General features: G+C 52.2%; 17 protein-coding genes. 13 read left to right on the top strand and 4 right to left on the bottom strand.

What is annotated here, in order from left to right; genetic code table 11:
- The first annotated feature begins 83 nt into the window (after positions 1-83).
- From B0B07_RS05150 to B0B07_RS05130, 5 genes are all read left to right on the top strand, one after another.
- Positions 84-1,103: a TRAP transporter substrate-binding protein gene (locus B0B07_RS05150; protein WP_076757261.1), complete on the top strand. Its 1,020-nt coding sequence runs from the start codon at positions 84-86 to the stop codon at positions 1,101-1,103.
- 100 nt (positions 1,104-1,203) lie between these two features.
- On the top strand, positions 1,204-1,683 hold the full coding sequence (locus tag B0B07_RS05145) for a TRAP transporter small permease (RefSeq protein WP_076757260.1): 480 nt from the start codon (positions 1,204-1,206) through the stop codon (positions 1,681-1,683).
- Positions 1,680-2,960, top strand: coding sequence for a TRAP transporter large permease (locus B0B07_RS05140; protein WP_076757259.1), 1,281 nt, complete (start codon positions 1,680-1,682; stop codon positions 2,958-2,960). The genes B0B07_RS05145 and B0B07_RS05140 overlap by 4 nt, the downstream gene beginning before the upstream one ends.
- A 12-nt stretch (positions 2,961-2,972) precedes the next feature.
- Positions 2,973-3,311 (top strand): cupin domain-containing protein, encoded by a 339-nt coding sequence (locus B0B07_RS05135; protein ID WP_076757258.1) that lies wholly within the window; start codon positions 2,973-2,975, stop codon positions 3,309-3,311.
- Between the two features lie 25 nt (positions 3,312-3,336).
- Entirely contained in the window at positions 3,337-4,002 is a 666-nt protein-coding gene (locus tag B0B07_RS05130; protein WP_076757257.1) for a GntR family transcriptional regulator, read from the top strand.
- Between the two features lie 92 nt (positions 4,003-4,094).
- Here the strand turns inward: B0B07_RS05130 and B0B07_RS05125 are convergent, their stop codons facing one another.
- The gene (locus B0B07_RS05125; RefSeq protein ID WP_234982246.1) at positions 4,095-4,712 is read right to left on the bottom strand and encodes a GDSL-type esterase/lipase family protein; all 618 of its coding nucleotides are present in this window, start codon (positions 4,710-4,712) and stop codon (positions 4,095-4,097) included.
- Positions 4,713-5,072: 360 nt separating this feature from the next.
- Between B0B07_RS05125 and B0B07_RS05120 the strand changes: the two genes are divergently transcribed.
- The 4 genes from B0B07_RS05120 to B0B07_RS05105 all read left to right on the top strand — a co-directional run bounded on the left by B0B07_RS05120 (position 5,073) and on the right by B0B07_RS05105 (position 10,935).
- The gene (locus B0B07_RS05120) at positions 5,073-7,592 is read left to right on the top strand and encodes a Cna B-type domain-containing protein (RefSeq protein WP_076757255.1); all 2,520 of its coding nucleotides are present in this window, start codon (positions 5,073-5,075) and stop codon (positions 7,590-7,592) included.
- Positions 7,593-7,605: 13 nt separating this feature from the next.
- On the top strand, positions 7,606-9,357 hold the full coding sequence (locus B0B07_RS05115; RefSeq protein WP_159438421.1) for a SpaA isopeptide-forming pilin-related protein: 1,752 nt from the start codon (positions 7,606-7,608) through the stop codon (positions 9,355-9,357).
- 68 nt (positions 9,358-9,425) lie between these two features.
- Positions 9,426-10,265, top strand: coding sequence for a class C sortase (locus B0B07_RS05110; protein WP_076757254.1), 840 nt, complete (start codon positions 9,426-9,428; stop codon positions 10,263-10,265).
- Positions 10,255-10,935 carry a class C sortase gene (locus B0B07_RS05105; RefSeq protein WP_076757253.1) on the top strand — a complete coding sequence of 227 codons (681 nt, stop codon included), beginning with the start codon at positions 10,255-10,257 and terminating at the stop codon, positions 10,933-10,935. The genes B0B07_RS05110 and B0B07_RS05105 overlap by 11 nt, the downstream gene beginning before the upstream one ends.
- A gap of 176 nt (positions 10,936-11,111) precedes the next feature.
- On the opposite strand, the gene B0B07_RS05100 is transcribed toward B0B07_RS05105, so the two are convergent.
- Complete coding sequence (locus B0B07_RS05100) at positions 11,112-11,669, bottom strand: hypothetical protein (RefSeq protein ID WP_076757252.1); 558 nt, start codon at positions 11,667-11,669, stop codon at positions 11,112-11,114.
- Positions 11,670-12,087: 418 nt separating this feature from the next.
- Between B0B07_RS05100 and B0B07_RS05095 the strand changes: the two genes are divergently transcribed.
- Positions 12,088-13,446 carry an IS1182 family transposase gene (locus B0B07_RS05095; RefSeq protein ID WP_076757251.1) on the top strand — a complete coding sequence of 453 codons (1,359 nt, stop codon included), beginning with the start codon at positions 12,088-12,090 and terminating at the stop codon, positions 13,444-13,446.
- Positions 13,447-13,645: 199 nt separating this feature from the next.
- On the opposite strand, the gene B0B07_RS05090 is transcribed toward B0B07_RS05095, so the two are convergent.
- On the bottom strand, positions 13,646-15,103 hold the full coding sequence (locus B0B07_RS05090; RefSeq protein ID WP_144264294.1) for an AcpB/EbpR/MafR family transcriptional regulator: 1,458 nt from the start codon (positions 15,101-15,103) through the stop codon (positions 13,646-13,648).
- Positions 15,104-15,454: 351 nt separating this feature from the next.
- Here B0B07_RS05090 and B0B07_RS15540 point away from each other — a divergent pair, with 351 nt between their 5' ends.
- The 3 genes from B0B07_RS15540 (at position 15,455) to B0B07_RS05070 (ending at position 24,438) form a co-directional block, all read left to right on the top strand.
- Complete coding sequence (locus B0B07_RS15540) at positions 15,455-22,273, top strand: SpaA isopeptide-forming pilin-related protein (RefSeq protein WP_076757248.1); 6,819 nt, start codon at positions 15,455-15,457, stop codon at positions 22,271-22,273.
- 64 nt (positions 22,274-22,337) lie between these two features.
- Complete coding sequence (locus B0B07_RS05075) at positions 22,338-22,910, top strand: class D sortase (protein WP_076757247.1); 573 nt, start codon at positions 22,338-22,340, stop codon at positions 22,908-22,910.
- A gap of 388 nt (positions 22,911-23,298) precedes the next feature.
- Complete coding sequence (locus B0B07_RS05070) at positions 23,299-24,438, top strand: glycerate kinase family protein (RefSeq protein WP_076757246.1); 1,140 nt, start codon at positions 23,299-23,301, stop codon at positions 24,436-24,438.
- Positions 24,439-24,605: 167 nt separating this feature from the next.
- Here the strand turns inward: B0B07_RS05070 and nhaC are convergent, their stop codons facing one another.
- Positions 24,606-25,979 carry a Na+/H+ antiporter NhaC gene (gene nhaC, locus B0B07_RS05065; RefSeq protein ID WP_076757245.1) on the bottom strand — a complete coding sequence of 458 codons (1,374 nt, stop codon included), beginning with the start codon at positions 25,977-25,979 and terminating at the stop codon, positions 24,606-24,608.
- Positions 25,980-26,104: the final 125 nt, after the last annotated feature.

Here is a 26,104-nt window from a genome sequence, read left to right as displayed (position 1 = left end):
GTAATCTTGAAGTACACCATGTATACGGTATACAGGGGGACATGAGAGAAAGCGGTTTCTTCAAACGAGGGGGAGGAAGATTGATGAGAATCACCAAACTACATGCAGGACTGGCGGCAGTCTGCCTTTCAGCGGCAATGCTGGTTGCAGGGTGCGGAGACTCGGATAAAGCCGAGGCGGAGGGGGAGCAGGTGAAGCTTCAGCTCGGGCATGCGATGTCCGAGGGGACGCCCGCTGCGGACCTGATCGAGGAAATGGCCAAAAACGTGGAGGAGCAAACGGACGGCCGGGTGAAGTTTGACGTATTCCCGAATAGCCAGCTCGGCTCGGAAACAGAAATGCTGGAGCAAGTTCAGATGGGTACGATGGAGTCTGCGGCCATCATGGTCGGAACGATGCAATCACTTGATATGAAAATGGCAATCGAAGACCTTCCTTATATGTGGAAAGACATCGACCATGCAAGGGCCGCGTATGACGGCGAGTTCGGTGAGTATCTCGCGGGGGTGATGGAGGAGCAGGATCTCAAGCAGATCGGCTACCTGGAATGGGGCTACCGCCATATCACGAACAACAAAAAGCCGATTGTGAAGCCGGAAGACATGAAGGGGCTGAAAATCCGTGTCGCCGAGTCCAGCCTGCGGATTGATGCGTTCGAGCAATTGGGGGCACTTCCGACTTCCATGGCATTCAGCGAAGTATACGGCGCTCTCCAGCAGGGCGTGCTGGACGCACAGGAGAATCCGCTCGCAAATATTGTGGCGCCGAAGTTCGATGAGGTCCAGGATTACCTTTCTCTTACGGGGCACTTCTACAACACGGTCATGTTGGTCGTCAACAACGGGGCGTGGGACAAGATCTCCCTTGAAGATCAGGAAATCGTGCTGAAAGAAGCAGAGCGGATTTCGAAGGAAGTCCGTGAAAAGAATGATGAAATGCAGGAAGAGTATCTGAAGACTCTTGAAGAAAGAGGAATGGAAATCAACGACGATGTTGACACGAGTGCATTCCGTGACGCGATGCTGCCTGTCTATGATAAGTGGGAAGAAAAGCATTTCGGTCAAGAACTGATGGATATCTATAGAGAAGCTTCCGGCTGGTAATGAATTGTTTTCTCTTCCTGTTATATCGATCAACAGGGAGAGAAAACTTTTTTCTGGGTTCGAATTTCTATTTAATTTATGAGGAGACGGGGGAGTAGTTTTGGACAGAGTAACGAATGCGGTCGCCAAGGTGCTGTCTTACTTGTGCATAATCGCGATCACCGGACTGGCTGCCATTGTGCTGGTCCAGGTAGGTTCAAGATTCTTTAAAGTTTCACTTCCTGCAACCGAGGAGCTATCAAGATTATTGATCGTCTGGCTGACCTTCCTTGGCGCGAGCCTGGCAATCCACGAGAAAATGCACCTGGGGGTCCGCTACTTCGTCAGCCTGGCGAGCGAGAAATATCAGAAGATCATCGATACATTCATTTACATACTGACACTGGTCTTGCTCCTGATTCTCACGGTTTATGGTTTTAAGCTGACGATGTCTGCGATGACGACCATGTCTCCGACGATTAAGATGCCGATGGCGATCTTCTATCTGGCGATCCCACTCAGCTCTGTGTTTTCCATTTATTTTGTCTTGGTGAACATCATTAAACCGGACCCTATGAAGCAAGGGGAGGCGAGCCTGTGATCATCGGGATATTAGTCGCATTCTTTGTCCTTCTGTTCCTCGGAATGCCGATCGCATTCACGATCGGGCTCGTCTCGATCGGTGCATTGGTAATCGGCGGAGTTTCAATCGAAGTGGTGGTTCAGCGAATGTTTGCGGGCGTCAACAGCTTCTCCTACCTGGCGATTCCTCTGTTTATCCTTGCCGGGAACATCATGGGGGAAGGCGGGCTGACCAAACGGCTGATGGCATTGGCTGACGCGATCGTAGGTCGTTTTTCGGGCGGCCTGGGCATGACAGCGGTCGTGACGAGCGCCTTCTTCGGCACGGTATCCGGGTCGACCGTTGCCACCACCTATGCGGTCGGATCTGTCATCGTGCCCCGGATGAAAGAGCAGCGGTACAGCAACTCATTCATCGCCAGCATCATCGGGCCCGCAGGGGTTCTGGGGCTGATCATTCCGCCGAGCATCACGATGGTCATCTTGGGGATCACGGCGAACATTTCCATCGGGGACCTGTTCATCGCCGGTTTCCTTCCCGGCATCCTCCTGACGATCGCTTTGTGCGTCTATGTTTCGTACATGTCCAAGAAAAAAGGCTTTGGCGTGGTGGAAAAGGCGCACGTGACCGGGAAGGAATTCTGGTCGATCTTCAAATCTGCCCTGTTCCCGCTGCTTTCTCCCGTGTTCATCCTGGGCGGGATATTCAGCGGGTTGGTGACTGCAACCGAAGCGGCCATCATCGCGGTCGTTTATGGATTTATCCTTTCGATGTTCTACGGTGAACTCTCGATGAGGCAGTTCCGGGACATCATGGCGAACACGGCAGTCACTTCTGCCATCATCCTGATTATCATTTCGTTTGCAAACGTATTTACATACGTACTGACTGCCAACCGGATCCCGGCAGCCATCTCTGACTTCTTCCTTCAGTTTGCGTCGACGCCGCTCCAATTCCTGTTGATGGTTTCCCTGATTCTGCTGATCCTCGGCACATTGACGGAAGTCACGTCGTTGATCATTTTGCTCAGCCCGATTTTCATGCCGATCGCGATGCAATACGGCATCGATCCGGTCCACTTCGGGATGGTGCTCATCATGAACTTTGCGCTGGCCAACATCACTCCGCCGGTCGGCCTTTCCTTGATCGCCGGCTGTAACGTAACGGATAAGAACATGGGGATCGAGAACACGTTCCCTTATGTGCTGCAAGTCATCGGCATCGTCGCGGTTGTTGTGCTCATCATCATTTTTGTGCCGCAAATCTCGACAGTGCTTCCGAATCTGTTTGGTTAAGGGGGATGGAGCATGATTAAACAGGCAGCAGAAACAATCAGGATCGATCACTCGCACGGGGGAGAGGGAAGCATTGACCTCTCCAGGATCGTGGTGCCGGAAGATCGGCTGGAAGGAATCAAGCTATTTGCACGTGTGACCGTTCACCCTCGTTCAACGATCGCCTACCATATTCATCGTGAGGAGTCCGAAGTTTATTATCTCCTTGAAGGAAAAGGGATTTTCATTGATAATGGCGGTAAGAGAATCCCTGTCACGGCCGGAGATTTTTGCATGATCCAGAAAGGTCAGGGCCATGGCATCGAAAACCCGCACGATGAAAAGATCGAGATGTTGGCGATAGTCTTTTAAAGCATCATGAAACGAGGCGGTATAAATGAAAGTGATCAAGCCAAGCGAGACATTGGCGGAACAAGCGTATGCATTGTTGAAACGGGACATCATCAATGGTGAACTGAAAGAAAATCAGCCGCTTCCGGAAGAGACGATTTCAAAAGAATTGGGAATCAGCCGGACACCGTTGAGAGATGCCCTGAGCCGCCTGGCCTTGGAAGGGCTGATCATCCAGAAGAAAGGCCGGCCGGCGATCGTGGCCGGTTTCACGAGAGAAAAGTCACTGGAATACATGGAAATCCGGAGCGTCCTGGAGATTCACAGCATCACGAAAATCATGGACCGTGTGGACGCGGAGTTCATCGATGCATTAAGAGAAAACTTGGCCGGACAGCGATCGGCAATCGAAAAGAACAACTTTCAAGAGTTCATCGAGCTGGACCGGGAATTTCACATTCTGCTGGCATCCAAAAACTCCAACGAAGAATTGAAAGACATGGTGGAGCGGATGAACACGGGCGTGAACCGGGCATTCCTCATCCTGTCCAGCACGGTGCCGCAAAGTGCCCGGAGCGCTTATGCGGAGCACGTCGAGATCATCGAAGCCCTTGAGCAAAAAGACGCCGCGCTGGCCAAGGAAAAGACCATCATTCACCTGAACAATGTAGAAAAACGCTTTCTGAAGTACTACTCCAACATTTCGCAATGAACAAGCATAAAGCAGACGGAGGCACCATATGGTGTTCCTGTCTGCTTTTTTTAATGCTTTGGTCCTGTCCCGGGTCCATCGGCCTGATGCACCTATTGTGATTCTTCCATCTCCTTCACTTTCTCCATCCACTCATCGTAACCTTTGCCGTTGAGATGGATTCCGTCCACCGTATAGGCCGAATCCATTTTCCCCTGCCCGTGTGTGAACAGGCGGTCGAGATTCATATAACGGGCGTCGTTGTCGCGGGCAATCTTTTTCACAATCTTGTTGTACTGGATGACTTTCTGATTATCAATGGGCCGGTCCGAGATCTCTGTGTTCACGGGCAGGATGGACAGAAGCGTCACCTGTGTTTTCCCCGGGTCGAACGCGCTGACGATCTTCCGCATGTTCTTCTCGTACTTCTCCGGCTTCACGTCCTGCATGATGTCATTCGTACCGATCATGATGTACGCCTGTTTCGGGGTACGTGCCGCCACTTCACCAATCCGTTTCAGCACACCCTCCGACGTATCATCCCGGATGCCCCGGTTGATCACCGTCTCTCCCGGAAAATACTCCGCAAACTCACCGTGATCGGTCAGGCTGTCCCCGATGAACGCCCGGTCCACCGGCTCATCCGGCAGCGCCTTGAAGATGGATACTTTATTGATGTAATACGGATTCTCTTGGTCCGGTGATGTGAGTTCCTCCCACTGTGCCTTCACCTCCCGTACGCCTCCATGGCGGGAAAGATAGAAACCGCCAATCCCCAAAAGTAATACATTCACCAAAACCGATACGGCCAACACGGTCTTTAACTTTTTCACCGTAAACCAACTCCTGCTGTCTATTAAAAGGATAGTTGAACTGTACCCGATAAGAGAACAAGACAATCAGGAAGAATCCGGATAAGAGTACCGGGTGAATTGAAAGTCCTGTATTTATATTTACTATTTTTAAAAATAAATAGCTTATATAGGTCATATATCCTCTATCACTCACATATATATAGGTATGCATGGTCAGAATCGGGCATTCCGTTCCGTCTGATGCATAGATTTGATCATAGGAGAGGAGGAAGACCTATGCCGAAGCTGAAGGGGCTTTCGGCGTTGCTTTGTGTGCTGTTGATCGTGCAGCTGGCCGTTCCGCTGCTCGCCGGACCCGCAGATGCGTCCGGCGGAACAGGCGATGCCGGTAGGGTAAGCATTGGAAAACTGGGGCAGACCCCCGACTCCTTGACGTGGCGCGTGACGATCAATGCTTCCGGCACTGAGCACGAGGGCCTGCAGACGGCTCTCACACTCGGACCGGGACTTTCGCATGGAACGCTCAGCGGAGAAGGGGACAGCCAAGTCACGAAGACCCCGGATGGATGGAAACTGCAGACTCCGCCCGGCAGTACGTCCGTTACACTGGACCTCAAAGCAGCCATCGCGGATCCGGCTCAGGAGATATTGAAATTGCAGGCGGCCGTCACGTTTCCCGACGGAGTATTCAAGTCAGTCCAAGAAGCCGCCGCGCTGAAGCCGGAGGTCCAGAAAGAGGAGCCGCCTGCCGTGAAGACGGAAGAAGACGCTAAGGCGGAAGACTCACCGGAAGCACCGTCCACTCCGCCGAAAGAGACGTCTCCTCCGGAGAAACAGCCGGAGAACGGCGGCTCGAAAGAACCCCCGCCGGCGACGGAGTCCGGTAAACCGGACGGTCCGTCATCGCCATCGGCACCAAAAGATGAAACCGATAAAGGTTCATCTCCTGCCGTAACACCGTCGGCGCCGGGCGGGTCAGATCCGCAGCCTGGATCGTCAGGAACAAACCCTGCTCTTCCAGAAGGCAGCGGATCGCCGTCTGTTGAAAAGCCGGAACGGCCGCCGCTGGTTGACTCGCCTCCTCCTTTGGAACCAATCACGCCGATTGAGAAGCCGGTCCGACCGGTGGCTGATTCGGAGCTTAATATGGTTGAACCGGGCGGAGCAACAGGTCCGCTGGCAGAGACTGCGGCCACTCCCCAGGATTACGAGCCGGATGCAGATGCCATCATCGTGCCGACCACGATCGAAGGGGTATCGACGAACACCCACACGAGGCCGTTTCTGATATGGGTGAACGACGGGATTGTCCATGTGGCGGTGAAGTCGACGCACGGACTGGAATACATGGACCTTAACGGAGTGCGAAACATCGGAGCGAATCTGCATCCGGTGATGACGGCGATCAGTGTGCAAGGGAACAAGTATAATCCGGATGCCGATCTGAAAGGCAACACGAAAGACTCCCGCTGGACGGTGTTCAAGTTCAATGCATCGGCACTTTCCCTTGAAGATGATGTGCACATCCCATTCTTCATCAAAGGAATCGGCGGCGGCCATGATGTCGGAGACAAACTCGTGCTGACCATTCCGCATCAAGACATCACCGCCAATAAAGTGTGGGCCGGCGGAACGGAACGGCCGGCGGTCAAACTGCAGCTCAAGGCACAGGCGGCAGGGGAAGCCGTAAGAATTCTCGGCACCGGGACGGTCACCGGCAAGGAAACGCCTGCCTGGACCTATACGTGGGCAAAGGTCCCACAAAACAACCCGTACGGCAAGGCGTATGTGTTCTCGGCCGATGAAGAAACGGTTCCGCCCAACTACAAGAAGACGATCTCCGGCCTGACGGTTACAAACACGTACAATCCGGAACAGCGCGCGATCCGGGTCGAAAAGAGATGGATCGGTCCGGCTGCAGAATCGGTGACGATCAAGCTGCTCGCAGACGGGAAGAATACCGGCAAGGCAATCGTCCTGAACGAAGCAAACGGATGGACCGGTTCGTTTGAAGTGAACCGATTCGACGATAAATCCGGAAACCCGATCGTCTACAACGTCGAGGAGCTATCGATTCCGGGCTACCGCTCGGCCAAAACCGGTTCGATGGACAGCGGATTCATCTTCACGAATACGAACACATCCAAGACAGAAGTGAAGGTCGCAAAAGAGTGGGTCGGTCCAAAGGCGGGCCCCGTCACGGTGAGCCTGAAAGCGGACGGTCAGCCAACCGGGCAGACGCTCACCTTGAATGAATCCAGCGAATGGAAGGGCATATTCACGGACCTTCCGAAGCACGATCCGGAAACCGGTCAGCCCATCCGGTATTCAATAGAAGAAACGGAAATCCCGACCGGATATGAAGCGACTTATTCCACTGGAGACGACGGGGTGCTCATCGTCACGAACACGGCGCAGGCAGGGTCGATCACTGTGCTGAAGGTGGACGAAAGCGACAACCCGCTTCCGGGTGCAGTTTTTGAACTGCATGATTCGGAAGGCCGCGTTCTCCATACGGACACGACCGGCGATGACGGGAAGATCGTCTTTGCGGACTTGTTGCTCGGTGACTACACAATCGTCGAAACGAAGGCACCGGCCGGCTACCGGCTGTCCACGGAGCCGATCGAGATCATCCTGAAAGCTGATTCGCGGAACATCTTGCAGAAGGTCGTGAATTCAAAACTAGGCTGGGAGCTGCCGGATACCGGCGGGCTCGGCACTGGACTGTTCTACGGTGGGGGCGCGCTCCTGATGGCGGCCGGGCTTCTGCTGTTCAGAAGAAGGGAAAAGTGAGAGGAGAATGAAAATGGCTGTGGCCAAGAAGAAAACATGGAAATTACTATTTGCATTTGCGCTGATTGCGGCGCTGTTCATGCCCCAGATGGCGCTGGCGTACGAAAAGGCCGGTGATCCTGAAAACCCGAAACTGACGATCTATAAGTATGAGCAGGAAAAAGGCACTGCACCGGGTGAAGAAGGGACCGGGCTTCCGGGGCAGAAGGCGGATGGAACTCCAGTCGCCGGAGTTGAATACACGCTGAAACAGACGCACTCCTATAACCCGGAAACTGACAAATGGACACCGGTTACAGAAGGGGCGCCGATCGTCAAAACGACGGATGCCAACGGAATTGCGGTCTTCTCCAAGGAGGACGGCCTGCAACTTGGACGCTATGAGGTCGCCGAAACGGACGGTCCCGGCCATATCCTCTTGAATACGGAGCCATTCTACGTGGATGTACCGATGACGAACAAAGAAGGCACAACGCTCAACTATGATGTTCATGTGTACCCGAAAAATGAAACGATCCGGTCGGATGTCGAGCTGACGAAGATCGCGGAAGACGAAAAGCCGCTCGCGGGTGTGACGTTCAAACTTTACAACGCGGATGGTACTGCGGCAATAGACAGAGAAGGAAATGAAATTCCGGCGATGACGACCGGAGATCTTGGCAAGATCAACGTTTCGGGTCTTGCTGCAGGCAAGTACTACTTCCAAGAAAAAAATGTACCTGAAGGATACGCCCTCAACAACACGAAAATCGAATTCGAGGTCAAAAAGACGGGCGAAAAAGGCCAAGACATCGTAGTGGCGTGGACGTACAAAGATGGTTTCGTGAATGACAATGGAACCGTGACGAACTATTTCAACCCGGAGATCATCAAAGACGCTGAAGGTGAATCCAATCTGATCGTAGACCGTGACAAACTGTTTGAATACAATCTGACGATCAAAGCTCCGAAGGACATCAACAAATACAAATCGATTGCCGTGACAGACAACTTGGACAGCCGCCTCGAGTACGGCGGCAGCTGGGACGTCGCCGGCACGGGGAAGGACAATATCGAATTCACTCAAGACGGTCAACTGCTCAAGTGGACGGTCAAAGATCCATCAAAACTGACACCTGGCCAAGACATCAAAATCACTTTCTCCGCAAAGATCAAGCCGGATGCCGAACTTAAAGAAGGAGAAACCGGCATCCCGAACACGGCAGACCTGGAGTTCAACAACGACCGAGGTTGGGAAAAGGTAGAAAAACCTAAAGACCCTCCGGTAGTCGTACCGACGAACGGCGGACTGAAAGTGATCAAAGTCGACGCTTCCAATAACAAATTCAAACTGAAAGGGGCCGAATTCAAGCTTACGGATCTGGACGGAAACCCAATTGATACTTCCCGTATGGGCAATGTCGTCAAGGTGAATGATGTCGTTCACAACGGTCTGCTTGAAAATCTGGCAACTCCTAAGGACGGCACGATTGTCATCACCGGCCTCACGCCGGGCACGTATCAGCTACATGAGACGAAGGCGCCGACCTACAAGGACCGGGAAGGCAATACAAAGTCATACCGCCTCCTCACGAAGCCGATCGAAGTGACCGTCGCCAATAACGAGACAGCCACATATGAAGTAGAAAACTCCAAATCCGGCTGGGTACTGCCGACAACCGGCGGGCTCGGGACCGTCCTCTTCACATCGGGCGGCCTTGCCCTCATGGTGATGGCAGCGGGAATGTATGTCCGCCGCCGCAAAACGGATTCCGACATGGTCTGATGAACTGGATGGGGGAGCAGCTGCTCCCCCTTTTTACATAAAACCCTTGAGACAGGACGGGAAGCGCTGTGAAGAAATATGTATTCCTCCTCATCTTTATCGCCGGGCTGGCCATCTTTTCCTACCCGTTGATCAGCAATTTCTTCTCGACGAAAGTTCATCAGTCGGTCATCCACGACTACGATGAAGCGGTCCGAAGCATGGACACCGTGAAGATCCGGGAGGAAAAAGAAAAAGCCGAGCGCTACAACGAGAGCCTGGCCGGGGTGCCTGTCGGCTTCACCGATCCGTTCTCCGAAGGAGGCGGTCCGGAGGAAAACCAAGATTATTATGACGCGCTCAACATCGGTCCGGCCATCGGAACTGTTGACATCCCGAAAATCGGAGTCGAACTTCCGATCTACCACGGAACGAGCGAGGAAGTACTGTCGCAGGGCGCCGGCCACCTGGAGAAGTCTTCCCTCCCGACCGGCAAACCGGGCACGCACGCCGTCCTGACCGCCCACCGGGGCCTTCCGTCCGCGAAGATGTTCCGGAATCTCAATGAACTGTCCCTCGGGGACCAGTTTCTCGTGAAGGTCCTCGATGACACGATGGCCTACGAAGTGGACCGGATTGAGGTCGTCCTGCCCGACGAAACCGAATGGCTGCAGATGAGCGAAGGGGAAGACCTCGTCACGCTGCTCACATGCGACCCGTACATGATCAACACCCATCGTCTGCTCGTCACCGGCAAACGCGTTCCCTATGAGCCGGAAACGCTTGAAACGAGTGCTGGTCCGGGGAAAGAAGTCCCGACAGACCGCCGTTACGTCTGGGCCGCGATGGCTGTCGCTATCGCCACAGCGGCGGCATTGATCCTGTATCTCAGACGGAAGAAAAGGATGGCTGCCCGTGATGAAGCATAAATGGATCCTTCTCATGTTTCTCGTTGGTCTCCTTGTCATGATCTATCCCCATGTCGCGCAGCTGGTCAATAGCCAGCTCCAGCGCAACCAAGTCGAAGAGTTCCGGACCGCGCTTGACGACATGCCGGCGGATGAGGTGCAGCGTCTGATTGAACGCGCCCGTCAATACAATGAAGAAATCGCGGTAGATACTGCCGGCCTCCGTGACCCGTGGGGTGATCAGGAAGAACTGGTGACCGCTTATCGTGACCTTGGATTTGGCGACGAAGAAATGTTCGGAGCCCTGGAGATACCCAAATTGAACTTGCGGACTCCGATCTATCTTGGCTCATCCGAAGCGGTATTAAGCAAAGGGGTCGGCCAGGTTGAAGGCAGCTCGCTGCCGCTCGGCGGCCTCAACACCCATACCGTCCTTGCCGGCCACCGCGGCATGCCCACGATCCCGATGTTCCGGGATCTCGACCGGCTGAAATCCGGTGACGTGTTCTATATCCACACGATGAATGAAACACTGGAATACCGCGTCATCCTCCAGGAAGTCATCTACCCGGACGAGACCGATTCCCTGGAAATTCAGGAAGGCCGCGACCTCGCCACGCTGCTGACCTGCCACCCATACCGGTATAACTATCAGCGGCTATTGGTGCACGGAGAGCGGGTGGAGAAGTGAATGGGGAAACGGTGAGTGCGTCGCAATTAAGCTTGAGTAAGTCTCTTGATCTATAAGCATTTACTTATGCTGCTTCTGGTATCGCGGTCAAATAGTTTAAGCGCTACGATGTAAAAAGATGATTCCGGAATGCTGTCGGAATCATCTTGTGGGTCACTTTTAAGTTGACTAGTACTTTACTTAAGATCGATGGTTACAGCATGATCTTCTGAATAATCCATGTCATCCCATGAGAAAATATGAAGGAGCATCTCTATGTTGTCTTCAAGAGATGGCAGGTCGCCCTCGTAATTTTCAATTGTCAAAACAGCGTCAGCACGTTTTCCTCCTGATACTTCTTGGCTCATTGACAGCATCGAATCATCAATCATTTTACCATCGGCGGAAACTTCGTTTGCTTGGAATTCAAGGGTGTCTTCGCGTTTGTTTTCGACTTCGAACGTGACGACAAACTTCTCTTCGTCCCATTCCTTGTCGATGATATGCTCCGCTTTACGGAGAGTCGCTTTGATATTTTCATTATCGGCAATTACCTCATTGTACTCTTTCGAGAAGGTGTCATCGCCTTTAGCCTCTTCCTTGGAATCATTTTTGGCACCTGCCGCATCACCACTTTCCTCAGCCTGTTGTGCCTGACCGTCTTTATCCGTAGAAGCATCTGAATCTCCGGATCCACAGGCAGCCAATGTGATTGTTGCACATCCCAAAATTAGAGCCATTAACCACTTATTCATGAATTGTCCTCCCTTAATAAAGTGCTATAGTTCTATATTACTATAGTTTCTAATTCGCTATATATAGTCATTGTTATAAAAGTAATTATCTAAATAAAATGAAAAGAGGGACTACGCACAAAGCCATTAATAAATGGCTTTGTGCGTAGTCCCTCCCAGACTGTAGACAAAGTGAGTATATTACTCCGTTGTCTGCAGTTTTTTTCTTTTCCATAAAATCCTCCGGATTTCCGCTGCGGGCCCTCGCTTACCGCGGGCGTTGCCTTAGCCTCCTCGAGCTTCGCTCTGTGGGGTCTTCGGCTAACGCTTTTCCCGCAGGTGTCTCGGGCCCTCCGCTTCAATCCGCCATATGGCTTATTGAGGCAAACCGTACCTGTTTATATAATCGAATTAACAGACTACAAAACGGGTGATGAATATGCTGTCGAAATCGAATGGAACCAATCGCGATCAACTGGAAATGATCTCACTTGATGAAATGGTCCCGGAGGACCATCTGGTCAGGAAACTCGAGAAGGCCATCGACTTTTCGTTCATTTATGATCTTGTAGAGGATCTGTATTCGGACCGTGGCCGTCCCAGCATCGATCCGGTTGTTCTCATCAAACTGCCATTTCTCCAATACACCTTTGGCATCCGTTCTATGCGTCGGACCATCGAAGAGGTCCATACGAACTTGGCTTACCGATGGTTCCTTGGCTTCGGATTCTATGATAAGGTGCCTCATTTTTCGACTTTCGGCAAGAACTACGAACGACGTTTCAAGGACACGGATCTATTTGAACAGATATTCTACCGGATTCTAAAACAGGTTGCAGACCGTGGGCTGCTCCGGGCGGAGCACGTGTTTATCGACTCTACCCATGTCAAGGCCAGCGCCAACAAACTGAAGTTCACGAAGAAAGTGGTCCGCAAGGAAACACGCGCCTACCAGTCCTTGCTGGAAGAAGAGATCAACGCGGATCGTGAGGAGAACGGAAAGAAACCGTTCCCTCCGGACAAGTGGGACCGTGAAGAGGAGAAGGAAATCAAGGAAAGCACAACCGATTCTGAAAGCGGTTATTACGTAAAAGACGAGCGGGAAAAGAAATTCGCCTATTCCTGTCACGCAGCCACTGACCGGAACGGCTTCTTCCTCGCTTCCATCGTGACACCCGGTAATGTTCATGACAGCCATATTTTCGAACCATTGCTGAATGTTGTTAAAGAGAAAGTCGGAAAACCGCTTGCCGTTGCTGCAGACGCTGGATACAAAACACCTCATATCGCCAAGGTCATGATCGATGATGGAATCCGCCCTTGCCTGCCTTACACTAGGCCGCGCGGTAAAAAAGGATATCTGAGAAAGAGCGAGTTCCATTACGATTCCGAAAGGAATGTCTATATCTGTCCAAATGGACAGGAACTCCGGTATTCGACCACCAATAAGCACGGCTACCGGGAATATAAGTCGAACGGAGCCAAGTGTGCAGGTTGTCCACTACTTGCTCAGTGCACTCAAAGCCAGAATCATGTAAAAGTCATCACCCGTCATATCTGGCAGGACTACCTCGATCATGCAGAGGCCATTCGGCTCACCCCGGAGAACAAAGAAATCTATGCAAGGCGGAAAGAGACCGTAGAGCGCGGTTTCGGAGATGCCAAGGAGAAGTGTGGCATGCGATGGACAACCCTTCGCGGGAAGGAAAAAATGTCCATGCAGGCGATGCTTACTTTTGCTGCCTTAAATCTGAAAAGATTGGCCTGCTGGACCTGGGAGTCACCGGAACCGGCCTGACGGCCGGTCATTCCAAGGGGGGGATGGGAAAAAACATGCGAAATATCCACGAAAATGACAAAACGGACCCAAAAAGATTTCTTTTGGGTCCGTTTTGTCTACAGTCTGAGAGGGACTACGCACAAAGCCATTAATAAATGGCTTTGTGCGTAGTCCCTCCATTTTTCGGAAGGCCGTATTACAAATCCTTAAAAGCTATTTAAACTTCAGCCACCAGTCCTCGTTTCCGTTCAATGGCATCGGCAATCATGAGCAGGTCTTTCTCCGTCAGGAAGTTGCCGACGAGGAACACATCTTCTGTGGGGTAATCCGGCAGGTCGGTATCCGTGATGATGAGGTCGATATCCGATGTGAAATGAAAGGGTTGGGGCAGATCGGAGACGGCTTGGATGCGAAAACTTGCTTTCCCTCCAAAGTGATCTGTCAAGATACTTTTTACATATCGGCTGAAGACGAACGATCGGGAGAAAATCAGCAGGACATTCACTTTTTCACGCTGTATCAATTCATGTGCGAGCAAGATGGTCAGGGAGGCGATACAAGTGCGATGGAACGGAAAGCCGCCAAGTGCTGACCAATTGTTGCATAACATCTCAAGTTGATCGTAAAGTTTCTTGTTCTTCTCGATAAAGATTCTCAGGACCGAATCCTGATGCATGTATTGGAGTTCGGGCACGATGCTCCGAAGCTTGGCGATCTGAAAGATGCTGAATATGTGGAAGATCATCAGGTCGTCGGTCCGGTTCATGAAATTCAGCTGGGCAGAAAGAACATCCAGAAATCCGGCAAATTCATTGTAATCCCTATGCTGTTTTAAAGCTTCTGCCGTGTGCCATCCATTGGCCGACGTCAATTCGAATTCAGTCATCATCAAGGCCAGAAAAACATAGATTCGCTCTTTTTCCGGAAGTGGCTCTCCATGCAATTCTTCAAGCAAGCCAAAGAAGCCGTCCAGTTCTTTAAAGAACGGGTATTGCCGAACCCGGTCACCGAAAGAAAATGGCAACTCGTCGGCATGAAATCCTGCTTCCACCCTTGCCCGGCTGATTTCATAAAAATGAAGGAATGCATTCAACCCGTAATTCGTGAGCCGGACACCATGGTGTTCCGTCAGATAATTGTTCAAGAGACATCCATCCGTACGGTTGCCCTTCGTGTACAAGCTGGGAATTCCATTTTTCTTCATGCTGAGATCATAAGCCAAAAGCCGTTTGTACCCTTCGCTGCCCTTCAGTGAAAACGGCCGGCGCCGGATCTCCAAATGGAACGGGCGTACGTGGTCTTCGGCCAGAGAAACGAGAGACAGCACGGAATTCGGGTTCATGAACAATCTTTCGCTCAGCTGCTGCAGCGTATAGGCGCTGCCGTTCAGGAGCAGGTGCAGAATATCTGAGAGCCGGTTATGTTCCTCGATAATAAACGTGCTGGAAATGGTCTCATCGGGAGGCAATTCAAGCCGAAGACCGACCCCGCGTCTTGAATGGATCGTCCAGTGATGGGGCAGCACGCTTCGGATCGCCGTCAATTCATTTTGAATGGTTTTATAGGAGCATCCGTTCCTTTGTCCGAGCTCAGTCTGTGTAAGCCAACCGGTTGCCTCTTCGAGATCGCACAGAATGTCATATTGTCTCTTGGGAATAGGAACTTTATCAACCAATCCATCCACCCCTCGCAGCGTTTTTTGTCTATGAACAGATTTGTGTCAAACATAGCCCATCCCCGAGGGTAAGTAAAGACTTTCTGCCGGCAGCCTCTATTAAAGGGCCGCTTTTCCTTTGCAATGGAAAAAATGAAAAGTGTACCGCATATGCATATTTGCTATAGTCAATAGAAGCTGAATTGGGGACAAATGCCCAAATTCGTCGAAAATGCGATGAAAGAGACCTAATAGAGAACGGGCTTACGAACCAATAAAGTGATTTGTGAGAACAGTTTTATAGGTTGAATTATCTGTTTTTCGAAAAGGAGCAGGATTTTTGTAGAATCCTGTCGACCAATTGAAGGGGGAATGGAAGAAGTGCGCAAGAAGTTCAATCTGTTCGCGCTGGCACTGCTGGTCATGGGCCACACATTATTTGGTCCTATCCTGCCGGCCTTTGCTGAAACCGGGGAGGTGCCGGAGACGGTATCCGTCCAGGAAGTTGGCGGGATTGAGGCAGAGGGCCAAGAAGAACCGGCCATCGCCTTGCCGGAGACACCGAAGGAAGAACCGGCCTTAGACGAAGATAAGCCGGCTGATCCGGTGAACCAACCGGAAGACGATCCATCAACAAAGCCGGAAACAAAACCGGCACCGGGCCAGACGGAAGACAAGCCTTCCGGCAGTGAGGCGGTAGAGGAAAAGCCGGCAACCGACAACCCGGAGGCACAAGAGGCAGTTGAAGAGAAGACAATAGAAAAGGACTCTGATGAAGAAACCGATGAAAAGGGGACTGAAAAGAGAGCGGCCTATGATCTGGTCATGCCGGAGTCGGTGATCAAAGAGATCTTGGTCACAATAAACGGTGCGGAAGTCGAAGATGCCGCGGACGTGAGAAATGGTGACAACGTCCGGCTTGAGTTCAAGCTGGAACTGGGAGCCGGACATAACTATGGACCGGGCACTACGCTCACTTACAAGCTGCCGGAAGTATTCCGCGGGGCCACTTTCTCCGAAGGCAACAAATTCGGTGAGCTTGGAACGATGTCCATGGACGGCCAGAACCTGATCATTACGTTCAATGATGCAATCCGCGATGAACTGGGACAAGGAACGGCGATTGAACCGGGTTCCTTCTTCTTCATCACAGCTTCAATCTCTTCAACGGGGGACAATTGGGAAGAAGTCATCGTCCTTCCTGGCGAAAAAACGATCACATTGAATTTCCAACCGGTCGGCGGTACGTTCATTGAAAAATCGGGCACGCCAGATAACGGAGGAAAGAACAGCAAGGAAATCGACTGGACGGTCAATGTGAACACGAACCTTGGTGAATCCTCCGAAACACTCAGCTTCACCGATACCCTGACAGCGGACCATGAAATCATCCCCGATTCCGTCCATGTACAGGAACTGATCGTACGTCCGGACGGCAGCATTTCGGATGGACCGGCCGTGAATGTCAGGCCGACCTTTACGCAAGACGGCATGTCATTCAACCTGCCGAACTCCCCGAAAAAAGCCTACAAGATCAATTACAAGACCGTGATCACCGATGCGGGGGATGAGGAGTCGAAGAACTTCGGGAACACCGCAAACGTCAACGGCAAACCTGCAACGAAATCGGTCAGCGTCAACTTCGGCAAGCCACTCGCCAAATCCGGAGCGATCCAGGGCGACCTGTCAACCGAATGGACGATCCATTACAATTTCAACAACCGGCTCATCTCCAAAGAAAATGCCAAGCTGACGGACAGCTGGACAGTAAGCGGCGGCAGTGGAGACGGGAATCACTCCTACGTGGATGGCAGCTTTGTTGTCTACGAAGAGGACGGGAAAAAAGTCCCGTCTTCTGCCTACTCATTCGCACTGGACGGGAACGGGCAGGGCTTCACTCTCCGGTTCCATGACGATGTCAATACTCCGCGGGTGATCAAGTACAAGACGGAACCGAAGGATCACCAGATCACGAGTGACGTGACCGTCAAAAATACGGTCAAACGGGAAGACAACAATAAATCCGCCGATGCCTCTGTCACCTATTTCCGGGGAACTTATTTGCTCGATAAATGGCATGGCAAATTGAACTATGAAGACAAAACGATCAGCTGGATCATCCGGGCAAATACCGCAGGGTATACGTTGCCGGCCGGAACCATTTTTGACGATGTGTTCATCGATGGCCTGCTCGAGTTGGATCAAGACAGTCTGCACGTCACTGTCGACGGCCGGCCATTCAGCGGCTACACATTGGAAGGCGTCAGCAAATCCGGTTTTAAGCTCATTCTGACGGAAGCGATCGACAAAGAGATTGTCATCCAGTACACAACGAAATACGATATCCGCGATATCGGCAAGAATAACCGTGAGTACCGGAACGAAATCACCATTAAAAACGGCGGGATGAAAGAAGATCCGAAAGCCGGTCACACGGTTAAAGTGAACGACAACCAGAAAAACAACGGCTACAAAAAAGGTCATTACAACTATGAAACGAAAACCTTCCACTGGGAGGTTGTACTGAACTATAACCTGAACGAACTGAACAACGCCGTGTTCCAGGATATCCTTCCGGAAACCCAGGAACTGAAAGGGCCTGTCCTCATCCAAGAAGTGCAAGTGCAACCGGACGGCGGGCTGAAAGAGGTCGGTACAGCCCAGCCGGTCAACAATGAAGCAGGCAACGACGAGATCAGTCTATCGTTCGGGAAGCTCGACAAAGCATACAAGATCACCTATACGACCGTCGACAAAGACGGAGTGTTCCCAGAAACGAATGGGGATGTCACCATCAAGAACAAAGCGACCCTGTCGAGTGACGCAGGACCGAACGCCGAATGGAGCGCGTCGGTCAAAGTGAAACACACCGACAAAGTGATCAAGAAATTCGGCGAAGGAGTCCGTCCGACTGAGCGGATCAAGTGGAACTTCGAATTGAACTACAGTCAGTCGGAACTCCACGACGTCCTCATCACCGACACGGTCGGCAAAGATGACAACGGCAGTCCGGACCAGCTTTATCTGGAAGATTCATTCAAGGTCTATCAAGTGAAGATGACCGGCACGACTGCTGACGGCGGTCCAAAGATGTCAAAAGAACCCGTCGATGAGGGTCTGTATACGCTGAATATCGACCCGAAAAAAGGTACATTCACGCTTGCTTTCAAACAGCCGATCAAAGAAGCCTACTATGTCGAATATGAGACGATTTTCCTTGCCCCGTCCGGTTCAGACGTGAGCAATGAAATCAAGGTCTCCTACAACAGCACAGAGGGATCTGAAGGCAGCGACTCCACCTTGATCAAAAACTATCAATACGGCAGCGCAGGCAACACCGTGAAAGTGCCGTTCAAGGTGATCAAGACGGACAAAGACACAAAAGAACCGATCGAAGGCGTCGTTTTCACGCTTTACAACAAAAATAACCTGGAACGTGCGCTTATTTCGGGCAGCACCGACGAGAATGGAATCTGGGACCTCGGTTTCAGCATCACTGAGGGAGAATACGTCCTCAAAGAGATCCAACCGGCCGAAGGCTATGCGATCCCTGCTGATTTCGAATTCAAACTCGACCGGAATGAGAAAGAACGCGACGGCAAGCACGAAGGGTTCCAGCTTGTCAAAGTGACGAACGAAAAGCTCAATCATTCTTTCAAAGTCCAAAAAGTGGATGAAAACGGTCAAGGACTCCCGGGAGCGGTGTTCGCTCTGAAAACAGAGGACGGGCAACCGGTTGAGGGGCATGAGAAACTCGTATCCGGCGAAGGCGGCTGGATCGAAGTGGAAGAGCAACTCACACCGGGCGAATACCAGCTCGTTGAAACGAAAGCGCCAAATGGCTATCTTCTGCTTGAGGAACCAGTGTGGTTCACAATCGACGATCAACAGACATCGATGAAAACACTTGATCCGATCCGCAACGAAGTTGCACCGGGTGCTTCACTTCAAAAACTCCACGAAAACCCGGATGGGACCCTGGATCGGAACCGTCCATTGCAGGGTGCAGAATTCCACCTGTACCAAAAAGACGGGGATGGGTATACCCGTGTGGATGATACCGTCTACGTCACGGATGAAAACGGCGAACTGCATGCGGACAATCTGCAAAACGGCGCTTATCAATTTGTTGAAGTGAAGGCTCCGAAGGGATATGAATTGGATGATACGCCGGTCGGATTCTCGATCCCGGCTGAAGGCAAAAAGCGGGTCGTCCTTGATGTGGGCAACAAAAAACATGTCCCGCTCAAAGTGAACAAAACGGACGTTGACACAAAAGAACCGATTGCCGGCGTCCAATTTGAACTTTATGCGCAAGAGAATCTTAATGATCCGCTCGTTGCCGGTGAGACGGATGAAGCCGGTGTCTGGGAAGTCCGTTCCCTGATTGAAGGCAACTATGTTCTGAAAGAAGTCCGTCCGGCCGACGGCTATGCGGATCACCTTGAAGTCATTGAAATCACGCTTTCAGAAGGATCGGTCAGTGATGACGGCTATCAGGTTGTCAAAGTGACGAACAAAAAGCTCAATCGTACGTTTAAGGTGCAAAAAGTGGATGAAAACGGGCAAGGGCTCCCAGGTGCGGAATTCACTCTCCAAACAGGGGACGGGCAACCTGTTGAGCGGCATGAGAAACTCGTATCCGGCGAAGGCGGCTGGATTGAAGTAAAAGAGCAACTTGCACCAGGCGAATACCAGCTCGTTGAAACGAAAGCGCCAAAAGGCTATCTGCTGCTTGAGGAACCGGTTCGGTTCGCAATCGACGATCAGCAGACGTCCATAAAAATACTTGATCCGATCCACAACGAGGTTGCACCGGGTGCTTCTCTGCGTAAATTCCATGAAAATCCCGATGGGACCCTGGATCGGGAACGTCCATTGCAGGGCGCAGAATTCCACCTGTACAAGAAAGACGGGGAAGGATTTACCCGTGTGGATGACACCGTCTACGTCACAGATGAAAATGGCGAACTTCACGCAGAAGGTCTGCAATACGGTGCTTATCAATTTGTTGAAGTGAAAGCTCCGGCAGGATATGAATTGGATGAAACACCTGTCGGCTTCCTCCTCTCTGCAGAAGACGAGAAGCCGGTCGTCCTTGATGTCGGCAACAAGCGACTCGTTCCGCTCAAAGTGATCAAAACAGACGTTGACACAAATGAACCGATTGCCGGTGTTCAATTTGAACTGTATGCAAAAGAGGACCAAAAAGAGCCGCTTTTCGCCGGTGAGACGGATGAAGACGGTATCTGGGAAATCCGTTCCCTGATTGAAGGCGACTATGTTCTGAAAGAAGTCCGTCCGGCCGACGGCTATGCGGATCATCTTGAAGACATTGCAATCAAGCTTTCGGAAGAATCGGTGAGCGACAACGGCCATCAGGTTGTCAAAGTGACGAACGCAAAGCTCAATCATACGTTTAAAGTGCAAAAAGTGGATGAGAACGGAGAAGGGCTCGCCGGAGCAGAATTCGCTCTCCTCACAGAGGACGGGCAGCCGGTTGCGGGCCATGAACATCTTGTATCCGGCGAAGACGGCTGGATTGAAGTAAAAGAGCAACTTACACCGGGCACATATCAGCTCGTCGAAACGAAAGCGCCAAAAGGCTATCTGCTGCTTCAGGAACCGGTGCGGTTCACAATCGACGATCAGCAGACGTCCATGAAGACGCTTGAGCCGATCAGCAATGAAGTTGCACCGGGTGCTTCACTCCGCAAGTTCCACGAAAACCCGGATGGTTCCCTGGATCAGGAACGTCCATTGCAGGGCGCGGAATTCCACCTGTACCAAAAAGACGGGGAAGGATTTACCCGGTTGGATGACACTGTCTACGTCACAGACGAAAATGGTGAACTGCACGCAGAGGGTCTGCAATACGGCGCTTATCAATTTGTTGAAGTGAAGGCTCCGAAAGGATATGAATTGGATGGAACGCCTGTCGGCTTCCTCCTCTCTGCAGAAGACGAGAAGCCGGTCGTCCTTGATGTCGGCAACAAACGCCTCGTGCCGTTCAAAGTAATCAAAACGGACGCTGACACGAACGAGCCGATTGCAGGTGTTCAATTTGAACTGTATGCTAAAGAGAATCAAAATGAGCCGCTTGCTGCCGGAGAGACGGATGAATCCGGTGTCTGGGAAGTCCGTTCACTGACAGAAGGCGACTATGTTCTGAAAGAAGTCCGTCCGGCTGCCGGCTACGCGGATCATCTTGAGGACATTGAAATCAAGCTTTCGGAAGAATCGGTCGGCGAAGACGGCCATCAAGTTGTCAAAGTGGAAAACAAAAAGCTCGTCCGGCTGTTTGAGGCTCGGAAAGTCGATGAGAGCGGCAATCCTCTTGCCGGAGTAGAATTCGAGCTGCGGAATGAGAACGGTGAACCGGTCGAAGGCGTCGAAACACTCGTTTCGGACAACGACGGCTGGGTCCGTGTGAGCCAGCCGCTGGAGCCGGGTCATTATCAGCTCATCGAAACGAAGCCGCTCAAAGGGTATGAGCCGCTGGAAGAACCGATTGAATTCACGATCGATGATCAGCAGACGGAAGTGAAAGACATTGGACCGATCGTCAACACGGTCATTCCGGGAGCATTCCTGGAGAAGTACCATGCGGACGACGAGGGCAATCTCGATCTCAACCGCCCGCTGGAAAATGCTCAATTCCATCTGTACAAGCAAGATGAAGATGGGAATTACCAGCTTGTTAAAAACGAAGACGATCAAGCTGCCGTCTACGTCACCGATGAAAACGGTGAATTCTTCACCGGTCACCTTGATGACGGAAACTATCAGTTCATCGAAAGTCTGGCCCCGTCCGGTTACAGCCTGGACGAAACGCCGATCTTATTCAGCATTCCAGCCCAAGACGGCAAGCCGGTCATTCTCCAGATCGGCAATAAACAACTTCGCGACGAAGGGGGCACCCCGCCTCCAACAACGGATCCTGAAGGGCCGGTAGATCCGGCAAAGCCGGGTACACCGACAGATCCGAACAAACCGAACATCCCGGGGAAACCGGTCAATCCTGATAAACCGGCTGAAAAACCGGTTAAACCGGGCAATGACAATTCCGCAAACGGAGGCAAGCTGCCGCAGACCGGAGAAGAGCAGTTCATGTACCTCTTCGGACTCGGTGCAGTCCTCGCGATTGCAGGCGGATGGCTGCTTATCGGCAGCCGGCGCAAGAGAGCCTGATTGAAGGCAAAGCAAGGCACCGGCCCTGAATGGGTCCGGTGCCTTTGCAAAAGGAAGTGAACGCATGAAGAAACTCATTGGGCTCGTCCTGCTTATTGCCGGCCTTGCCTTCATGGCCTATCCGTTCCTGGAGGAAGGGAAACAGGCAAAAGACACACGCTCCCTGGAACGGGCGCTTGCATTGATCAACAGCGGAGAGCCTGCAGATCCGGCCGACCTTGACAACCTCCCTGTTTCAGAGGAAGCGTTGGAAAATACAATCCGCATTGAAATTCCGTCGATTGGAATAGACCAGCTCGTCCTTCCGGAAACGACCGCGGAGAATCTCAATCTGGCGCTCACCCAGATCAAACCGGATCAGACACCGGGAGAGGGCAACTTTACGATCGCGGGCCACCGCGGCTGGCGGGACGGCCGACACTTCAGCAACCTCTCCAAAGTGAAAAAGGGCGACCGGGTGATCCTTCAGGCAAACGACAAAGAGTATATCTATGAAGTCACCGGTTCGGAGGTCATTCCCCCGACTGCGGTGGATGTATTGAACGACCGTCCGGGAAAGCATGAACTCACCCTCATCACCTGCACCGTCACAGGTGCGGACCGGCTTGCCGTGAAGGGGAAACTGATTGACGAATAAGATGGGAAAAGGACTGCCGTTGCGGCAGTCCTTTTCTGTTATATGAAAAGAATATTTTTGTAAATTATACCCATTTCATTTGTCGCTTTTAAGTGTTGATGTTCAGAAATTGTTCGACTCGGGCTGATATTCTTAGGAGTGGACTCTCATAAAATTGTTTAGCAAGAAATAGTAAATTTCGTCCATTTACTATTCGGGACCATTCTTTATGATTAATATATGGCAACCTGTCCAAAGTGAACGTGGAAGCCTGATCCGGCAGGACATCTGACCGGAGTCGGAGAAGTGATAGATTTAAGAGGAGAAGGACTGCCGCAGGGCGGTCCTTTCTTTCAATGAAACGGGTCGGAGCCAGTATTTGCAGAGTGAAGAGGAGTGAGGGAATCTCATGAACATCATCATCGCCATGGACTCGTTCAAGGGCAGTGTCACCTCGATGGAGGCGGGCGAAGCGGTCGCCTCTGGAATCCGGACAGCCGTTCCCGGCGCCCGGCATACGATCATCCCGCTTGCGGACGGCGGGGAAGGCACCGCCGATGCACTTGTCCGGGCCACCGGCGGCCATCTCATCCGCACCCGGGTGACCGGCCCGCTCGGCGAACCGGTCGATGCGACATACGGGCTGCTGGGAGACGGCGAGACCGCCGCCATCGAAATCGCCGAGACATGCGGCCTGACGCTTGTCCCGGAATCGGAGCGGAACCCGAACAACACGACTACTTACGGCGTCGGCGAACTCATCCTGGACGCGATCGACCGAGGTGCCCAATCGTTCATCATCGGTCTCGGCGGCAGTGCGACGAACGATGCCGGAGTCGGCATGCTCCAGGCACTGGGCTACCGATTCTTGGATGAAACCGGGGAAGAAGTGCCGAGGGGCGGGAAGGCGCTCGGCGCCATCCGCTCGATCGATACGGCCGCTGTCCACCCGTCACTCCGGGGTGTCTTAATCCAAGTTGCCTGCGATGTGAACAACCCGCTTTACGGAGAACAGGGCGCGGCCCATATATACGGACCCCAAAAAGGTGCCGACCAGGAGACGGTGAAGGAGCTGGATGACGGACTGAGGAACTTCGCCCGGGTGGTCCGGGAGCATTTCGGAATCGATGTCCAGGCAATCCAAGGAGCCGGTGCCGCCGGAGGACTCGGTGCGGCCTTCGCCGGCCTGCTCGGAGGGGAACTTCGGAGCGGCATCGACCTGATGCTGGAAGCCGTGGACCTGAACGAACACCTAAAAGGCGCCGATCTTGTCATCACCGGCGAAGGCAAACTCGATGCCCAGTCTTCCATGGGCAAAACCGCCATGGGCGTCGCCGGATTGGCCAAAGAGCTGGGAGTTCCGTGTGTGGCGCTCGCGGGGAGCGTGACGGAGGATGCCGCCGCTCTCAATGAATTGGGTGTGACGGCGTATTATTCGATTATGTGGGAACCTATGAGTCTGAAAGATGCAATGGAATCGGAACGAACTAAACTCAATCTGAGCAGGACAAGTCATCAGGTGATTCGACTGTTCCTCCGCTCAAATTAACAAAGAAGCCGCTCTCGGATTAAAAGAGAGCGGCTTCTTTGTTAATAGTGAAGGTTGTGCTGAATGAAGAAGACTCCGGGAAATGTTGTCGGGAGGAGATGTGTTTTATCTCGATGCGGTCTTTTTTCGGATGGAAGCCTGATGATCCGACATCATCAAAAAATGGATCACCTCTTGGACAACCCGATCTGCGTCACCCCGCTCAAAATCGTCAGGAACGGGGAGAGCAGGCAGAAGAACGCGAACGGTACGTATTCCACCGTGGGGACGCCCAGCACGCCGGCGATGAATACACCGGCGACGCCCCAAGGCACAAGCGGATTGATCACGGTGCCCGTGTCCTCCAGGGCCCTCGATAACGCCTTCTTATTGTAGCCCAGCTTCGTGTATTGTCCTTCAAACGCCTTCCCTGTGATCAGGATGGACAAGTACTGTTCGCCAACGAAGAAGTTCAGGCCGATTGCCGTACAGGCCGTGGCAGAAATCAGGCGGAGGGCACTGGTCAGCCCACTTTCAAGTGCCTGCAGAATCGTTGGAATGATCCCAAGCAAAAACAGCAGCCCGCCCATGCCGAGCGCCAGCAATACCAGCGATATGGAGAACATCATGCTCTCAATTCCGCCGCCGGACAGCACCGAATTCAGCTGCTCCACGTTGCTGTCCATGACAAATCCGGAAAACAAAATGTCGGCCATCTTGGAGAAAGTGAGGGATGGGTCATAAATGAAGGCAATCACGACACTGCTGACAATCCCGGCGGACAAAGTCGGGATCGCGGAGACCTTCAGCATCGCCAGAGCCGCTACAATCACAAACGGGATAAACGCAACCCAGCTAATATGGCTGTAATCCTCCAACGCCTGCAGAAATGTCGAGATTTCTGTTGTGCTTTGTCCTTTTTCCGGTGACAACACAACAAACGCGATGGCTGTGATGATAAACGCCGGAACCGTGGTCCACATCATATTCTTAATGTGTTCAAAAAGGGGGACACCGACGGTTTCGGAAGAGAGGTTGGTCGTTTCTGAAAGAGGGGACATTTTATCTCCCAAAAAGGCTCCTGAAACAATGGCACCGGCCGTTATGGCCAAAGAGGCGTCCAGTGCCGTGGCCATCCCGATAAACGCCACCCCGATTGTCGCGGCCGTAGTGAACGCACTGCCGATCCCGACCCCCACAATGGACGTCACGACAAAGACGGAGAAATAAAGCGGCAGATCCGAGAATAAATGAAAACCATAGAACATGAGGCTCGGGATCGTCCCGCTCGCCATCCAGCTGCTGATCAGCATTCCGATGAAGAAAAAGATATAGACAGCACCCAGACCCGAAGAGGCCCCGTTGATCAAACCCTTCTCAATCTCTTGGTTTGAAAGCCCCTTTAACCGTCCGTAAAGCATCAAGAAAATGATCGAAAAGATGATGGGCAGGTGCGGATTCATCCCGAGCCCGATAATACAAATGCTGATGGATGCAAAGATCACCAGCAAAACCAAAAGTGCTTCCCAAACCGGCAGCTTCAACTTCGTCGACTGCAACATTCGAATTCCCCCTTAAAAAAGCGCACAAAAAAAGCCCTTCTCCACATAGGGACGAAGAGTCTTCGCGGTACCACCCTAATTGACAAGCAACGCTTGCCCTCTCAAAAAATCATCTGCATCATTCA

This window comes from Edaphobacillus lindanitolerans, from assembly GCF_900156305.1.
GTDB lineage: Bacteria > Bacillota > Bacilli > Bacillales_A > Planococcaceae > Bhargavaea > Bhargavaea lindanitolerans.
This window is presented reverse-complemented; position numbering and strand designations above follow the sequence as displayed.

Coding starts and splice junctions, on each gene's coding strand:
- B0B07_RS05100 (WP_076757252.1), bottom strand. CDS start 11,669: ATGAATAAGTGGTTAATGGCTCTAATTTTGGGATGTGCAACAATCACA.
- B0B07_RS05105 (WP_076757253.1), top strand. CDS start 10,255: ATGAAGCATAAATGGATCCTTCTCATGTTTCTCGTTGGTCTCCTTGTC.
- B0B07_RS05120 (WP_076757255.1), top strand. CDS start 5,073: ATGCCGAAGCTGAAGGGGCTTTCGGCGTTGCTTTGTGTGCTGTTGATC.
- B0B07_RS15540 (WP_076757248.1), top strand. CDS start 15,455: ATGGAAGAAGTGCGCAAGAAGTTCAATCTGTTCGCGCTGGCACTGCTG.
- B0B07_RS05075 (WP_076757247.1), top strand. CDS start 22,338: ATGAAGAAACTCATTGGGCTCGTCCTGCTTATTGCCGGCCTTGCCTTC.
- B0B07_RS05135 (WP_076757258.1), top strand. CDS start 2,973: ATGATTAAACAGGCAGCAGAAACAATCAGGATCGATCACTCGCACGGG.
- B0B07_RS05115 (WP_159438421.1), top strand. CDS start 7,606: ATGGCTGTGGCCAAGAAGAAAACATGGAAATTACTATTTGCATTTGCG.
- B0B07_RS05095 (WP_076757251.1), top strand. CDS start 12,088: ATGCTGTCGAAATCGAATGGAACCAATCGCGATCAACTGGAAATGATC.
- B0B07_RS05130 (WP_076757257.1), top strand. CDS start 3,337: ATGAAAGTGATCAAGCCAAGCGAGACATTGGCGGAACAAGCGTATGCA.
- B0B07_RS05070 (WP_076757246.1), top strand. CDS start 23,299: ATGAACATCATCATCGCCATGGACTCGTTCAAGGGCAGTGTCACCTCG.
- nhaC (WP_076757245.1), bottom strand. CDS start 25,979: ATGTTGCAGTCGACGAAGTTGAAGCTGCCGGTTTGGGAAGCACTTTTG.
- B0B07_RS05150 (WP_076757261.1), top strand. CDS start 84: ATGAGAATCACCAAACTACATGCAGGACTGGCGGCAGTCTGCCTTTCA.